Origin of the sequence: Actinospineispora eucalypti, assembly GCF_039543365.1 — a bacterium.
GTDB lineage: Bacteria > Actinomycetota > Actinomycetes > Mycobacteriales > Pseudonocardiaceae > Pseudonocardia > Pseudonocardia eucalypti.
Genome location: NZ_BAABJP010000008.1, coordinates 310,165 through 325,872 on the forward strand (window position 1 = coordinate 310,165; position 15,708 = coordinate 325,872).

The window sequence follows — 15,708 nt, forward strand, 5'->3', positions numbered from 1 at the left end:
ATCAGCCCACCGTGGCCTTGCGGCCGCGCTTCGGCGCGGCCGCGGTCGCGGGGGTGACCAGCCGGGCCAGGAACTCGCCGGTGTAGCTGGCCGGGTGGGCGGCGACCTGCTCGGGCGTGCCCTCCACCACCACCGTGCCACCGCCGGAGCCACCCTCCGGCCCCATGTCGATGATCCAGTCCGCCGTCTTGATCACGTCCAGGTTGTGCTCGATGACCACGACGGTGTTGCCCTTCTCCACCAGGCCGTTGATCACCGCGAGCAGCTTGCGGATGTCCTCGAAGTGCAGGCCGGTGGTCGGCTCGTCCAGGATGTAGACGGTCCGGCCGTTGGAGCGCTTCTGCAGCTCGCTGGCCAGCTTCACCCGCTGCGCCTCCCCGCCGGAGAGGGTCGGCGCGGGCTGGCCGAGCCGCACGTAGCCCAGCCCCACCTCGTTCAGGGTCCGCAGGTAGCGGGCGATCGAGTTGATCGGCGCGAAGAACTCGGCCGCCTCCTCGATCGGCATGTCCAGCACGTCGGAGACCGTCTTGCCCTTGTAGTGCACCTCCAGGGTCTCCCGGTTGTACCGGGCGCCCTTGCACACCTCGCACGGCACGTACACGTCCGGGAGGAAGTTCATCTCGATCTTGATCGTGCCGTCCCCGGAGCACGCCTCGCAGCGGCCGCCCTTCACGTTGAAGGAGAACCGTCCCTGCTGGTAGCCCCGCACCTTGGCCTCGGTGGTGGCCGCGAACAGCTTGCGCACGTGGTCCCACACCCCGGTGTAGGTGGCCGGGTTGGACCGGGGCGTGCGGCCGATCGGCGACTGGTCGACCTGGACCAGCTTGTCCAGCCCGTCCAGCCCGGTGATCCGGGTGTGCCGCCCGGGCACCTGCCGCGCGCCGTTCAGCTTGTTGGCCAGGACGGTGGCCAGGATGTCGTTGACCAGCGTGGACTTGCCGGACCCGGAAACCCCGGTGACCGCGACCAGGCAGCCGAGCGGGATCTCCACGTCGATGCCGCGCAGATTGTGCTCCCGGGCACCCACGATGGTGAGCTTCCGCTTCGGGTCCCGGGGCCGGCGCTTGGCCGGCGTGGCGATCTCCCGCCGGCCGGAGAGGTAGGCGCCGGTGAGCGAGGTGTCGTGCGCCTCCAGCTCGGCCACCGGGCCGCTGTGCACGATGTGCCCGCCGTGCTCACCCGCGCCGGGGCCGATGTCCACCGACCAATCCGCCGCCCGGATGGTGTCCTCGTCGTGCTCGACCACGATCAGCGTGTTGCCCAGCTTCTTCAGCCTGGTCAGCGTCTCGATCAGCCGCCGGTTGTCCCGCTGGTGCAAGCCGATGGACGGCTCGTCCAGCACGTACAGCACACCGACCAGTCCGGACCCGATCTGGGTGGCCAGCCGGATACGCTGCGCCTCGCCGCCGGACAGGGTGCCGGCCGCCCGGTCCAGGGACAGGTAGTCCAGGCCCACGTCCAGCAGGAAGCCCAGCCGCGCCTGTACCTCCTTGAGCACCCGCCCGGCGATCATCGCCTGCCGGGAGTCGAGCACCATGCCGCTGAGGAACCGGGCGCAGTCGGCCACCGACATCGAGCAGACCTCGGCGATCGACCGGTCGCCCTGCTCCTGGTGGCGCAGCGTGACCGCGAGCACCTCGGGCCGCAGCCTTGCCCCCTTGCACGCCGGGCAGGGCACCTCCCGCATGTAGCCCTCGTAGCGCTCGCGCATGGCGTCCGACTCGGTCTGCTCCATGCGGCGTTCGAGGAACGACACCACGCCCTCGAACGCGGCGTAGTAGGAGCGCTCGCGGCCGTACCGGTTCAGGTAGCGGACGTGCACCTGGTCCTCGGTGCCGTGCAGCACCGCCTTCTGCGCCTTGGCCGGCAGCTTCCGCCACGGGGTGTCCATGCGGAACCCGATCGACTCGGCCAGCGCCTTGAGCAGCCGGCCGAAGTACTCCGCCGAGTGGCCCCCGGCCCACGGCGCGATCGCGCCGTCCTCCAGGCTCAGCTCGTCGTCCGGCACCACCAGCTCGGGGTCGACCTCCTTCTTCACTCCCAGCCCGGAGCAGGCCTGGCAGGCGCCGTACGGCGAGTTGAAGGAGAAGGTGCGGGGCTCGAGGTCGTCGATGGCCACCGGGTGCCCGTTCGGGCAGGCCATCCGCTCGGAGAACCGCCGCTCCCGGCCGGGGTCGCCCTCGTCGAGGTCCACGAAGTCCAGCACCACCAGGCCGTCGGCCAGGCGCAGCGCGGTCTCCACCGAGTCGGTGAGCCGCTGCTTGGCGCTGTCCTTCACGGACAGCCGGTCGACCACCACGGAGATGTCGTGCTTCTCCTGCTTCTTCAGCTTCGGCGGGTCGGACAGCTGGTGAACGGCCCCGTCCACCAGCACCCGGGCGTAGCCCTGGGCCTGCAGCTGGGAGAACAGGTCCACGAACTCGCCCTTGCGGGTGCGCACCACCGGGGCCAGCACCTGGAACCGGCTGCCCTCGGCCATGGCCAGCACCTGGTCCACGATCTGCTGCGGCGTCTGCCGCTCGATCACGTGCCCGCAGGTGGGGCAGTGCGGCACGCCGGCGCGGGCGTAGAGCAGCCGCAGGTAGTCGTAGACCTCGGTGATCGTGCCGACCGTGGAGCGCGGGTTGCGGTTGGTCGACTTCTGGTCGATGGACACCGCCGGGGAAAGGCCCTCGATGAAGTCCACGTCGGGCTTGTCCATCTGGCCGAGGAACTGCCGCGCGTAGGCGGAGAGCGACTCCACGTAGCGCCGCTGGCCCTCCGCGAAAATCGTGTCGAAGGCCAGGCTGGACTTGCCGGATCCGGACAGCCCGGTGAACACGATCAGGCTGTCCCTGGGCAGGTCCAGGTCGACGCCGCGCAGATTGTGCTCGCGCGCGCCACGAACGATGAGTCGGTCGGCCACAGAAGCCCCTTCCGAACGACCGAGGGGTACCAAATCCATGCTACGAGTCACCCCCGACAGAAACGCGAGCCGGCCCCGTCCATCCCCGCCCGCAGTGCCGAGATATGGCCCGCCTGCTGTCCGCTAGTTTCATGGTCATCAGGACCTCAGGGCCGTCTGGCCGGCCCCAAAAGCGACCACCATGCCCTGATGATCATGACGCGACCGCCGGCGCCACACCATCCGTCACAGCGGTTGCGCGACTGTCACACCATGGGGATTCGATCTTGCGGTTACCCCCAACACGTACCGGTCGTGAAACGGAGGCGACAGCCCCGCCACGGATGGCGATCAACCTGGAACGAGAGCCGCTAACGTCGGCCGGGCCAGCTCGAAGGGCCGGGGCCCGCCGCACCAGCCTCATTCGTCCCGTCTCAGACCACTCAGCTCAGCCGTCCAAGCCGTCTTTGGAACCCAGGAGCCGCGGGACGGCAGGTTCCCGTCTCAGACGAGAGCCCAGACGCAACGTCACCGGAAGAGTGGTGGGGCGCACACAGAGGGTGAGGGGACTCACCAGGCGATCGGCGGTCAACCCTGAGAGCAGACTGTATGCTGTAACCAGTCGACCAAAACCAGATCGGCTGCACTACGAACCACTGGAGTGTGAGATGGCGATGACCGGGGCAGCCGCGCCGGCCCGCTCGCGAATTGCCCGGCCCGTACCGCTGCGCGAGAGCGTGCAGGCCGCGATCCTGGAGATGATTGTCAGCCGCGAGCTGCGTCCGGGACAACACCTGGTGGAGAACGAGCTCGCCAGCCTGCTCGGGGTATCCCGGCAGCCGGTGCGCGAGGCACTGCAGGCGCTGAAGAACGACGGCTGGGTGGAGCTGCGGCCGGGCCACGGCGCCTTCGTGCACGCCCCCACGGCGGAAGAGGCCGACCAGCTGCTCTCCGTGCGGCGGCTGCTCGAGGCCGAGTCCGCCGCCAACGCCGCCCGCAACGCCGACAGGGCCGGGGTGGCCCGGTTGCGGGACATCTACCAGCGCGGCGTCGAGGCGCTGGCCCGCGACGACGTGGAAGCGGTCATCGGGTGCAACGCCGAGTTGCACGCGGAGATCGCCCGGTTGTCCGGCAACAAGGTGTTGGTGGAGCTGGCCTCCACGGTGGCGCAGCGGGTGCGCTGGCTGCACACGCCGGTGGCACGCAGCCGGGGCAACCAGTCCTGGGCCGAGCACGAGGCGCTGATCGACGCGATCGCCGCCGGCGACGCCGAGCGGGCGGGAAAGCTCATGGCCGAGCACACCGAGCACACCCGGATCAGCTACCTGGCCGAGGACGCGGCGTCGGACGAGGTCGACGAACCCCAGCGGGTCATCGGCTGACCGTCCGGCCGGCACCCGGCCACCACAGGTAACACGCTCAAAACGTCGCGCGGAACACACCGCGCGAACGGTCGATCCCGGATGCCCAGCTCCGGGTCGGATGTTGAAACAAGTACGAGTATCGGAGGTTTATCAGTCATGTCCAAGATCAAGTCCGTGTTGTCCGCCATCCAGCGCGTCCCGGGCGGCGCCTCGGCCGACGGTGGCGTCATCGGGGTCGGCCTGACCGCCGCCCTGCGGGCCCAGCGCGCTCGCGGTGCCGAGCCGATGGAGCAGAGCGACCAGGCCCGCCCGGCGCAGGTGAGCGACGCCGGCGACGGCCGTCACGCCCCGGTGCACTGAGCCGGCATGCGCGTCAACGCCGACGCACAAGCGTGACCGGCGGGCCCGAAAACCCGCCGGTCACCAGGTAACACCGCACTACATGACGGCATAGAACACCGCGACAATGGCCGCGTAGGCGGCCAGCATCCCGGCCCCCTGCCAGCGCGCGGTACGGCCGCGCAGCAGGAACAGGGCCGGTACCGCGACCGCGATGGCCAGGCCCAGGTACTCCACGCCGCTGAAGAACAGCGGCATGGGACTGATCACCAGGGAAAGCAGGATCACCGCGGGGATCACCCCCAGCGCGACCTGCGCGGAGGACTGCAGGGCGATCTCCGAGGCCAGTCTCACCCCGCCGCGAGCGGCGATCACCACCGCTCCGCCGTGTTCGGCCGCGTTGCCGGCGATGGCCACGATCACCGCCGAGCAGAACAGCTCGGACAGGCCGGAAGCCCGGGTGAACGCCTCGATGGAGCCGACCAGCACCTCCGAAACGGCCACCGTGGCCAGCGTGGCCAGGCCGAGGGCCAGGAGCGCGCGCCTCAACGACCAGTCGGCCTCCCCCGACGACCCGCTCGCCCGCTGTTCGCGGGCCTCCTTGACCACCGACCACGCGGTCAGCACCAGGTAGATGGCCAACAACACCGCGGCCACCCCGATGCCGATCGCGGTCAGCCGCTCGTGCGCGGCCGGCCCGCCGACCAGCTCGGGCAGCGCGAACAGCAGCCCGGCCAGCGCCACCATGCCGAGCGCCGCGTAGGCACTGCGCCGCGCTATCCGGCCCTTGCCGCCGACCACCAGGGAGAACCCGAGCACCAGCAGCAGGTTGCTGATCACGCTGCCGGACAGCGAACCCCGGACCACCTCGAACAGCCCGTTCTCCACCGCGAACAACGCGATGATCATCTCGGGGGCGTTGCCGAAGCTCGCGTTGAGCAGCCCGGCAATGGCCGGCCCGGTGTACTCCCCGACCTGCTCGGTCGCCTCACCGATGAGCCAGGCCAGCGGGACCAGCGCGGCCACCGAGAGCAGGAACACCGGGACGTCGTCCATGCCGGCCACGGCGGCGAGCACCGCGACGGGCACCAGCGCCAGCGAGGCCCACAACAAGCGTCGGAGGGTGAGCTTCGACCAGCCGAGGTAGGCCAGCCAACGCAACCGGCGGGCGACGCCCTGGGGCGCCTGGGCGGCGGCGATCGCCGCGCCGGGTGCGTCGGTCACCTTCTCAACCGCAAGATCTTTCTCGCTCATCCTGCCCTTTCTCGGCCGGCCCGCCGCCTGGCCCTGCGCTGCTCGCGCTGGCGGTACACCACCTCAGCGTGCGCCAGGTACGCACCGAGTATTCGTTCGGCCGTCGGGTTGTGCTCGCGGATCCGGACCAGCCAGCGTGGCGCGAGCCGCTCGTGCAACCAGATGAACCCGACGGCGTAGCCCATGCTCACTATTCCCTGATAGGCAAGGAATCCCAACACGTCGGGCGGCGGGGTGACCGGCCCGCCGAGCAGCACCGGGGTGAACGTGGCGTGCAGGAACCGGGCCAGCGGGAACGCCAGCAGCCACAGCAGCGCGGCCGGCGCGAACACCCCCGGCCGGGCCCAGCCGTGGGCCAGCAGGGCGCCGTACGCCGCCCCGCCGGCCGCCAGGAGCAGTCCCAGCACCAGCGCCCCGGTCGCCGCCCAGCCGGCGGGCTGGCCAATCAGGGCGGCCAGCCCGCCGACTACCATCCCGGCCACCAATCCCGTGGCTATGCCGGGTACACCCACTTCGAGGGTGTGGCGGATCGTGGATTGCCGAGACATCTGCGCGGTAGCCATCTCAGTCCAGCACCACGCCGAACCTGATCAAGCTGTAGAACAGCATGCCCAGGTAGAACACCGCGCCGAAGCCGATGACCAGGTTGGTCCACAGCTTGGGCCGGATCGGCTTGGGCAGCATCCGGTTGTTCACCAGCAGCAGCACCACGCAGTACGAACCCATGGCGAACGTGGACAGGAAGGCCAGCACGTCCAGGATCGCGGCGGGTCCGTCGGCCGGGCCGAACAGCAGGATGCAGATCCCGAAAATGATCACTGCCCAGAGGAAGAACGCGTACAGGTGGGACAGCCGGAACCGCTTCGCGCCGGGCACGAAGTTGTAGGTCATGTCCGCCTGGCCCCGGGAGAACGAGTCGAACAGGCCCAGCGTGGCGTTCAGGCCGATCAGCGCGATGAACCCGAGGAACACACCGCCCAGGGCCGGGATGCCGACCGAGGAGAAGGACTGGGACATCGCCTGCAGCGCGACCTCCCGCTCGCCGTCCCGCAGCAGGTTCACCAGGTCCGGGTTCTGCCGGGCGGCGGACTGCGCGAGCACGGTGAACGAGATGGTGACCAGCATGGTCACGCCCCAGAACAGCAGCAGCGCGTCGAAGGTGACCCAGCGCCGCCAGCCCTTCCACTTGGCCATCTCGTTCGGGTCGTCGGTGTCGAACATGAACCCGCGGGCCGGGATGGCCTCCTGCTCGCCGGCGTGCGCCAGGCCGCGGATCTTCGGGATGTGCGCGCCCATGCCGGCACCGCTCTCCCGCAGGTGCAGCGTGTACCACATCTGCTGCATGCCGGACGGCCCGGCGAACGCGATCGAACCGACGATGACCGGGAACCACGCCGGCGAGAACGCCTCGGCCGGGAAGTACCCGAAGGCGAACATGCCACCCAGCGTGGAGGTCAGGTCACCCCAGGTGCCCACCAGTGAGGCGATCACCGCGGTGCCCACCACGAGGCACCCGATCAGGATGGAGAGCAGCCCCTCCAGGAAGTTGTAGATCACCTTGGCCAGGCTGAACACCACCCCGACCAGTATCAGCCCGGTTATCGCGGTCACCGTCCAGGGGATGCCGGTGACCTGCTCGAACGCGGACGCCCCGGCGGAAAGGTGGCCGGGCCAGATGTAGACCAACAGCGCCGTGACGAAGAAGAACCACATCAACGGCTTGAACACCCGGGCCGCACCGGTGAAGATGCTCTCCCCGGTGGCCATGGCGTACCGGGCCATCTCCAGCATGACCACGGCCTGCAGGGTCACACCGATCAGGAACAGCCACCGGATCTCCGGGCCGAACAGCAGCACCAGCCGGGGCCACATGTAGGACTCGCCCATACCCACACCCAGCGCGACCAGGAAGACGGTCGGGCCGATGAGGTGAACGGACGGCGGTGCGTCGGGCAACTTGCGGATGGGCATCGGGTCCAGCCCACCGGCGTGCCAGAAACGTTCCTCCTTGGGTTCCACCGTGCCGGTGGCGGTGTCGGGTAGGTCCGGGTTGGGGTTCTTGGACGTGGTCACGGCAACTCCCTTGTAGGCCGCTCAGTCGGGTGACGTCCGGGTTGGGGGTGGGCGGGCGGTTCAGATGGGCAGCCTCAGAGCAGGCCCGCCGCGCGCGCCCACCGGTACTTCGCGCCCAGCACGGCCACCGGCTTCTCGGTGGTGTACGGGTAGGCGACGACTCCGTTGTCGTAGAGGTACTCGCTGGCCTGTTCGACCTCGGTGTCCCCGGCCAGGGAGGCCACCACCGGCTTGTCGATGCCGGCCGCCCTCGCCTCGCCGACCACCTTGGCGACCAGCTCGGCGAAGACCATGGGCGGAGTGACGATGGTGTGCCAGTAGCCCAGGATCAACGCGTGGATTCTCGGGTCCTCCAGGCCCAGCTTGATCGTCGCCTCGTAGGTGCTGGGCGGCTCGCCACCGGTGATGTCGATGGGGTTGCCGGCCGCGCCGAACGGCGGGATGAATGCCTTGAACGCCTTGTCCAGGTCCGGCGGGATGTCCATCAGGGACAGCCCGTTGGCATCGCAGGCGTCGGACAGCAGCACCCCCGAGCCGCCGGCGCCGGTGATGATCACGACGTTCTCGCCCTTGGGGGTCGGCAGCACCGGCAGCCCCCGGGCGAACTCCAGCATGTCGTTCAGGCTGTAGGCGCGGACCACGCCGGCCTGCCGGAGGATGTCGTCGTAGACCTTGTCGTCACCGGCCAGTGCGCCGGTGTGTGAGTTCGCCGCCCGGGCCCCCAGCGCGGTACGGCCGGCCTTGAGCACCACCACCGGCTTGCGCTTGGTGGTCTGCCGGGCCGCCTCGACGAACGCCCTCCCGTCCTTCAGGTCCTCCAGGTGCATGGCGATGCACTTGGTGTTCGGGTCCTCGGCGAAGAAGGTGAGGAGATCGTCCTCGTCGATGTCCGCCTTGTTGCCCAGCCCGACGATCGCGGAGACGCCGGTCCGGGTAGTGCGGGAGAAGCCCAGGATGGCCATCCCGATGCCGCCGCTCTGCGAGGTAAGTGCCACGCCGCCCCGCACGTCGTAGGGCGTGCAGAACGTCGCGCAGAGGTTCTCCGGCGTGTAGTAGTAGCCGTAGATGTTCGGCCCGAGCAGCCGCACGCCGGCCTCCCGGGCGGTGGCGACCAGCTCCTCCTGCAGCTCGTGGTTCCCGGTCTCGGCGAACCCGGAGGGAATGAGCACCGCCGCCGGGATGCCCTTCTCCCCCACCTCCCGGACCGCGCCGACCACGAACTTGGCCGGGATGGCGAAAACCGCGACATCCACCTCGCCGGGAATGTCGGCCACCCTGGCGTAGGCCTTGCGGCCGAGCACCTCGTCCGACTTGGGGTTGATCGGGTAGATCTCCCCCGCGTAGCCCCCGTTGATGAGGTTCTTCATCACCGAGTTGCCGATCTTGCCGGCCTCGTTGGACGCGCCGATCACCGCCACCGCGCGCGGGTGCATCAGCCGGGTCATCACCTCGAGCATCTGCTCGTGGGTGTAGCGGGGCCGCTCGGGCTGGGGCTCGGTCTCCACCAGGATCCGCACGTCGGCCGCCACCGCCCCCTTCGCGTCGGCGAAGACGGGGTTCAGATCCAGCTCCCGGATCTCCGGGAAGTCGGTGACCAGGTCGGACAGCCGGACGATCACGTCGGCCAGCTTGTCCTCGTCCACCGCCTCGCCGCCCCGGACGCCCCGGAGCAGCTCGGCCGCCGCGATGCCGTCCAGCATCGACCGGGCCTCGCCGGCGTCCACCGGGGCCAGCCGGAAGGTGACGTCCTTCAGCACCTCGACCAGCACGCCGCCGAGCCCGAACACCACCACCTTCCCGAAGCTCTGGTCGGTGGTCGCGCCGATGATCACTTCCTGGCCGCCGGACAGCATCTGCTGCACCTGCACGCCGTGCACGCTGGCGTCGGACTTGTACGCCTGGGCGTTGGCCAGGATCTTCTCGTACCCGTCCCGCACCGCGTCGGCGCCGTGCACCCCGACCAGCACGCCGCCGGCCTCGGTCTTGTGCAGGATGTCCGGCGACACGATCTTCATCGCCACCGGGCCGCCGCCCAGGTCCTCGGCCAGCTTCACCGCCTCGTCGGCGGTGGTTGCCAACCCCTCGCCCGGGGTCGGGATGCCGTAGGCCTCACAGACCAGCCGGCCCTCCGGGGCGGTCAGCGCCTCCCGGCCCACCGCCTTGGCCTTGTCCAGTACCTCACGTACCGCCTGCTTGTCGTAAACCACTGTTCAGATCACCCCGTCTTGGCGCAGACCGGCGTACTCGTCGGCGCTCAGGCCCAACTCGCTCTGGAAGATCTCCTGGTTGTGCTGGCCGAGCAGCGGTGAGGTCTCCACCTTCACCGGCGAGTCGGACAGCTTGATCGGGCAGCCCACGGTCTGGAACGGACCGCGCTCCGGGTGGTCCACCGTGACCACCATGTTGTTCTCCACCAGCGAGGCGTCCTCGATGATCTCCTTGGTGGACAGGATCGGGCCGCACGGGATGTTGTGGGCGTTGAGCTGGGCCAACACCTCCCACTTGTCGTGGTTGATGGACCACTCCTCGATCAGCTGGAACATCTTGTCCAGCTTGTTCAGCCGGGCCTCAGGGGTTGACCACTCCGGGTCGTCGGCCAGCTCGGGCCGGCCGATCAGCTCGCTCATCGGCCGCCAGCCGGGGGGCTGGATGATCACGTAGATGTAGTCGTTCGGCCCGCCGGGGCTGCACCGCACCGCCCAGCCCGGCTGCCCGCCGCCGGACGCGTTGCCCGAGCGCGGCACCTCGTCGCCGAACTCCTCGTTCGGGTACTCGTTCAGCGCGCCGTGCGCCAGCCGCTGCTGGTCGCGCAGCTTCACCCGGCACAGGTTCAGCACCGCGTGCTGCATGGCCACGGTGACCCGCTGGCCCCGGCCGGTGCTGTTGCGCTGCACCAACGCGGCCAGGATGCCGGCCACGGTGTGGATGCCGGTGCCCGAGTCACCGATCTGCGCGCCGGTGGCCAGCGGCGGGCCGTCCTCGAAGCCGGTGGTGGACATCGAGCCGCCCATCGCCTGGGCGACCACCTCGTAGGCCTTGTAGTGGGTGTACGGGCCGTCGCCGAAGCCCTTGATCGACGCGTAGACCAGCTTCGGGTTGATCTCCTGGAGCTTGTCCCAGGTGAAGCCCATCCGGTCCACCGCGCCCGGGCCGAAGTTCTCCACCATCACGTCGGAGCTCTTGACCAGCTCGGTGAACAGCTCCTTGCCGCGCTCGCTCTTCATGTTCAGCGTGATGCTGCGCTTGTTGCAGTTCAGCATCGTGAAGTAGAGGCTGTCCACGTCCGGGAGGTCACGCAGCTGCTTGCGGGTGATATCGCCGGTCGGCGCCTCGAGTTTCACCACGTCGGCGCCGAGCCAGGCCAGGATCTGGGTACACGACGGTCCGGACTGGACATGGGTCATGTCCAGAACGCGGATCCCTTCCAATGCACTCATCGGTTCAGGCCCCTTACTTGTACATCGTCTGGTTCATGGTTCCGGGCGCGTACACGTCCGGGTCCACCCAGACGTTGATCAAGGAGGGCTTGCCGGACTCGCGGGCACGCCGCAGGGCCGGCGCGATGTCCGCCGGGTCGCGGACCTCTTCGCCGTAGCCGCCGAGCATCTTGGCGAACTCGGAGTAGCGGATGTCCCCGAGCGTGTTGCCGACCCGGCCCCGGGCGTCGCCGTACTTCTGGATCTGGCCGTAGCGGATCTGGTTCATCGAGGAGTTGTTGCCCACGATGCCCACGAACGGCAGGTCGAACCGGACCATCGTCTCGAAGTCCCAGCCGGTGAGGCTGAACGCGCCGTCACCGAACAGGCAGACGATCTCCTTGTCCGGCCGGGCGTGCTTGGCCGCCATGGCGAACGGGACGCCGACGCCGAGGGTGCCCAGCGGGCCGGGGTCCATCCAGTGGCCGGGCGAGCGGGGCTGCACCACCTGGCCGGAGAAGGTGACGATGTCGCCGCCGTCGCCGATGTAGATGGAGTCCTCGGTGAGGAACTCGTTGATCTCGTGCACCAGCCGGTACGGGTCGATCGGCGAGGCGTCCGAGTGCTGACGGGCCAGCCGTTCCGGTAGGCGGCGTCCTCCACCGCGCGCAGCTCGGCGATCCACTCCTTGCGGTCCTTCGCGGTGGCGGCGGCGGCCACGGCGGAGAGCACCGAGCCCGGGTCGCCCACGATGCCGAGGTCGATGTCCCGGTTCTTGCCGACGGTGCGGAAGTCCAGGTCGATCTGCACCACCTTGGCGGTCGGCGAGAGGCGCCGCCCGTAGCCCATCCGGAAGTCGAACGGCGTGCCCACGATGATGATCAGGTCGGCTTCGGCGAAGGCGTGCCGGCGGGCCAGCTGGAAATGCAGCGCGTCGCCCGGGGGCAGGGTGCCCCGGCCGGCGCCGTTCATGAACGCGGGAACTCGCAGCTCACGGACGAACCGCACCGCCTCCTCGGTGGACCGGCAGGTCCACACCTGGCTGCCCAGGAGGACGCATGGCTTCCGCGCTCCGTCCAGCAGCTCGGCCAGCCGCTGCACGTCGGCCGGGTCACCCAGCGAGCGCCGCGACGCCCGGTACTGGCCGGCGCCGGGGATGCGGGCCTGCTCCAGCGGGATCTTCGCGTCCAGGATGTCCCGGGGGATCTCCAGGAAGGACGGGCCGGGGGCGCCGTGGAAGCACTCCCGGAAGGCCATCGACACCATGTCCGCCACGCGCGCGGTGTGCGGCACGTTGGCGGAGAACTTGGTGATCGGCGCCATCATGTCCACGTGCGGCAGGTCCTGTAGTGACCCCATCTTGTGCTGGCTCAGCGCGCCCTGGCCGCCGATCAGCAGCATCGGGCTCTCCGCCCGCAGCGCGTTGGCCACGCCGGTGACCGCGTCACTCGTGCCGGGGCCGGCGGTGACCACCGCGCAGCCCGGCGTGCCGGTGATCCGGGCGTAGCCGTCGGCGGCGTGCGCGGCCACCTGCTCGTGCCGCACGTCGATCACCGAGATGCCCTCGTCGACACATCCGTCGTAGATGTCGATGATGTGTCCGCCGCACAGGGTGAAGATCGTGTCTACCCCCTCGGCCTTGAGCGCCTTGGCAACCAGATGCCCACCCGAGATCTGTTCGGGCTCCCCCACCGCCTTGGCGGTTTGGGGAGAGCTCCCGGGAAGCGTTTGCGTCATCCGATCGTCATCTCCTTGTCCAGCAACGGAGTTGTCCTGGCCGCTCAGGGCCATTCACATACTGCATACCGTATGTGGGATTTCGTACTCCTGCTGACTGGAGATGTCCAGACCTAGCGCAAAACTAGTGTCAGGTTTCTACATACTGCATACTAAAGACCGAACTCGACGACCTGGGAGGTCCTCGTGAAGGTTGCTGTGCTTGGAGCCGGTGCAATCGGCGCCTACGTCGGCGCGAGCCTCTGCCGGGCTGGCGCGGAGGTACACCTGATCGCGCGCGGCCCGCAGCTCGCCGCGCTGCGGGAGAACGGGGTGCGCGTGCTCAGTCCCCGGGGCGACTTCCACACCCACCCCAACGCCACCGACGACCCCGCCCAGGTCGGCCCGGTGGACCACGTCTTCCTCGGCATCAAGGCCACCGGCTACGCCCACGCGGGCGACCTCGTCCGGCCCCTGCTGCACGAGGACACGACCCTCATCGCCGCGCAGAACGGCATCCCGTGGTGGTACTTCCACGGCCTGAAGGGGCCGTACGAGGGCCGGCGGATCGAGAGTGTCGACCCCGGCGGCGCGGTGACCAGGGCACTCCCCCTGGAGCGCGCGGTGGGCTGCGTGGTCTACGCCGCCACCGAGATCGAGTCCCCCGGGGTGGTCCGCCACCTGGAGGGCACCCGGTTCTCCATCGGCGAGCCGGACGGCAGCATCTCCACCCGGTGTACGGAGTTCGCCGACGCGATGGTGGCCGGCGGGCTGAAGTGCCCGGTCGAGCCGGACCTGCGCGCGGACATCTGGATCAAGCTGATGGGCAACGCCTCGTTCAACCCGCTGTCCGTGCTGGCCCGGGCCAGCCTGGCGGCGATGTGCCGGCACCCCGGCACCCGGTCGGTGGTCACCGCGATGATGGAGGAGACGCTCGAGGTGGCCGCGAGGCTCGGCTGCCACCCGGAGATCTCCATCGAGCGCCGACTGGCCGGCGCGGAGCGCACCGGCGAGCACAAGACCTCCACCCTGCAGGACCTGGAGCGCGGCCGCCCCATGGAACTGGATGTCCTGCTGGCCGCCGTGGTCGAACTGGCCGACCTGACCGGCGCCGAAGTCCCCACCCTCCGCGTGGTCGCCGCCATCACCGACCTCCTCAACCAACAGGTCCAACCCACCTGAGCGCACCAAAGATGATGCGCCGAGCGAGGGTGTGTATACAGTATGGATTGGTCTTGTGTTGCGGGTCACTGTGCGGCAGACTACTTCATACAGTATGGAAGGAGCCCGTCATGGACGAGCGTGAGCATGACGGCGGCCGCGAGGTCCGCGACTGCTACGGACGGCTCTACTACACCCGCGACAACCCCGAGGACCGGTCCGGCCGGGACGCCTCGGTGTGGTTGGCCTGGCCGCCGATGGCCGCGGTCGGTGTGCTCCAGTACGGCTTCGGGGTGGCCGCGCCGGCCCTGATGGCGCGCAACGGCTGGTCGCTGAGCACCGTGTTCTGGCTGCTCGCCGGCTGGATCGTGTGCCAGGCCGGCGTGGGTTTCCCCGTCGCCTACCTGCGCGAGCGGAACTGGATCGGGCTGCGGGCGGTGATGCTCACCGGCGCCGCCCTGAGCACCGTGGGCGTGCTCGCCCTTGCCTACGGCCCGGGGCTGCTGGGCGCGCTGGTCGGTTACTCGGTACTCGGCGGCACCGGCGCCGGCCTGGTCTACGCCGCCTGCACGTCCACCGTGGCGAAGTGGCACCCGGACCGGTCCGGCAGCCAGGTCAGCCTGGTCACCGGGGCCTTCGCCTACGGCACGGTGCCGTTCGCCATCGCCGGCGTCGTGCGGCTGGACGGGATCAACCTGCCCCGCGCGCTGACCGCCACGGCGATCCTGGTCGGGCTGATCGTGGCCGGGTTCGGGCTGTTCTTCCGTGACCCGCCGCGGCGCTGGTGGCCCGCGCACATCGACCCCCGGCAGTGGGCGCTCAAGCACGCACCCGGCCGCCGGATGAACCCGCCGGCCATCCGGGAGTACTCCACCCCGGGCGCGGTGCACACCGGCACGCTGCCGGTGATGCACCTGATCCTGTTCACCGCCGGCGCGGTCTCCCTGTTCAACGCCGCCTTCCTGGTGGTGTTCGCGCTGGACACCGGCACACCGCTGGGCCTGGTCGCGCTGGCCGCCGCACTGCTGGTCGGCATCAACGGCGCCAGCCGGGCCACGGCGATGCGGGTGTCCGACCGGCTGGGCCGGCGCCGCACACTGCGCCTGGTGCTGCTGGTCCAGACGGCCGCGCAGCTGCTGCTCGCGCTGGCCGCCGGTACCGGGTCGGCCGCGCTGCTGGTGGTGGCGGCCGCGCTGGCCGGGCTGGGCGGCGGCGCGTTCTACCCGCTGTTCGCCAGCCTGGTCCGGGACTACTTCGGCGAGCGGCGCGCGCTGGAGGTGCACGCCGTGGTGTACAGCGCCAAGGCGCTCGGCGGGCTGGTCGGCGTCGGCCTGGCCGCCGTGGCGGTCACCGCGTGGGGCTTCCCGGTGGTGTTCCTGGCGGCGGCCGGGGTGGTGCTGGTCTCCGCGGTGGCCACCTCGGCACTGCAGCGGCCGGGGCTGCCCAACACGTTGCCCGGCATGGGGTCGGCGCAGGCCCGGCCGGCCGGCTGACGCGTGGG

General features: G+C 69.8%; 10 protein-coding genes and 1 pseudogene. 4 read left to right on the forward strand and 7 right to left on the reverse strand.

The annotated features are described in order from the left end of the window. Position 1: 1 nt before the first annotated feature. Positions 2-2,905 (reverse strand): excinuclease ABC subunit UvrA, encoded by a 2,904-nt coding sequence (uvrA, locus tag ABEB12_RS12445; RefSeq protein WP_185061683.1) that lies wholly within the window; start codon positions 2,903-2,905, stop codon positions 2-4. A gap of 653 nt (positions 2,906-3,558) precedes the next feature. Here uvrA and ABEB12_RS12450 point away from each other — a divergent pair. After that, on the forward strand, positions 3,559-4,266 hold the full coding sequence (locus tag ABEB12_RS12450; RefSeq protein WP_345702766.1) for a GntR family transcriptional regulator: 708 nt from the start codon (positions 3,559-3,561) through the stop codon (positions 4,264-4,266). A gap of 138 nt (positions 4,267-4,404) precedes the next feature. Beyond that, positions 4,405-4,608 carry a hypothetical protein gene (locus ABEB12_RS12455; RefSeq protein ID WP_185061681.1) on the forward strand — a complete coding sequence of 68 codons (204 nt, stop codon included), beginning with the start codon at positions 4,405-4,407 and terminating at the stop codon, positions 4,606-4,608. 78 nt (positions 4,609-4,686) lie between these two features. Here the strand turns inward: ABEB12_RS12455 and ABEB12_RS12460 are convergent, their stop codons facing one another. The 6 genes and pseudogenes from ABEB12_RS12460 to ABEB12_RS12485 form a co-directional block, all read right to left on the reverse strand. Beyond that, positions 4,687-5,811, reverse strand: a complete 1,125-nt coding sequence (locus tag ABEB12_RS12460) for a calcium:cation antiporter (RefSeq protein ID WP_185061680.1) — start codon at positions 5,809-5,811, stop codon at positions 4,687-4,689. 26 nt (positions 5,812-5,837) lie between these two features. Beyond that, positions 5,838-6,314, reverse strand: a complete 477-nt coding sequence (locus ABEB12_RS12465) for a hypothetical protein (RefSeq protein ID WP_345702782.1) — start codon at positions 6,312-6,314, stop codon at positions 5,838-5,840. 91 nt (positions 6,315-6,405) lie between these two features. Continuing rightward, positions 6,406-7,914: an Nramp family divalent metal transporter gene (locus tag ABEB12_RS12470; protein ID WP_185061679.1), complete on the reverse strand. Its 1,509-nt coding sequence runs from the start codon at positions 7,912-7,914 to the stop codon at positions 6,406-6,408. 74 nt (positions 7,915-7,988) lie between these two features. Beyond that, complete coding sequence (locus ABEB12_RS12475; protein ID WP_185061678.1) at positions 7,989-10,121, reverse strand: acetate--CoA ligase family protein; 2,133 nt, start codon at positions 10,119-10,121, stop codon at positions 7,989-7,991. 3 nt (positions 10,122-10,124) lie between these two features. After that, positions 10,125-11,351 (reverse strand): formyl-CoA transferase, encoded by a 1,227-nt coding sequence (gene frc, locus ABEB12_RS12480; RefSeq protein ID WP_185061677.1) that lies wholly within the window; start codon positions 11,349-11,351, stop codon positions 10,125-10,127. A gap of 13 nt (positions 11,352-11,364) precedes the next feature. Beyond that, positions 11,365-13,067 (reverse strand): annotated as a pseudogene (locus ABEB12_RS12485) (thiamine pyrophosphate-binding protein). 186 nt (positions 13,068-13,253) lie between these two features. Between ABEB12_RS12485 and ABEB12_RS12490 the strand changes: the two are divergent. Then, entirely contained in the window at positions 13,254-14,228 is a 975-nt protein-coding gene (locus ABEB12_RS12490; RefSeq protein ID WP_185061676.1) for a 2-dehydropantoate 2-reductase, read from the forward strand. 110 nt (positions 14,229-14,338) lie between these two features. Beyond that, positions 14,339-15,700: an MFS transporter gene (locus ABEB12_RS12495; protein WP_185061675.1), complete on the forward strand. Its 1,362-nt coding sequence runs from the start codon at positions 14,339-14,341 to the stop codon at positions 15,698-15,700. Positions 15,701-15,708: the final 8 nt, after the last annotated feature.

Excerpts from the sequence above, each read along its gene's own strand:
- ABEB12_RS12450 (WP_345702766.1), top strand. The coding sequence starts at position 3,559 with ATGACCGGGGCAGCCGCGCCGGCCCGCTCGCGAATTGCCCGGCCCGTA.
- ABEB12_RS12455 (WP_185061681.1), top strand. The coding sequence starts at position 4,405 with ATGTCCAAGATCAAGTCCGTGTTGTCCGCCATCCAGCGCGTCCCGGGC.
- ABEB12_RS12465 (WP_345702782.1), bottom strand. The coding sequence starts at position 6,314 with ATGGTAGTCGGCGGGCTGGCCGCCCTGATTGGCCAGCCCGCCGGCTGG.
- frc (WP_185061677.1), bottom strand. The coding sequence starts at position 11,351 with ATGAGTGCATTGGAAGGGATCCGCGTTCTGGACATGACCCATGTCCAG.
- ABEB12_RS12495 (WP_185061675.1), top strand. The coding sequence starts at position 14,339 with ATGGACGAGCGTGAGCATGACGGCGGCCGCGAGGTCCGCGACTGCTAC.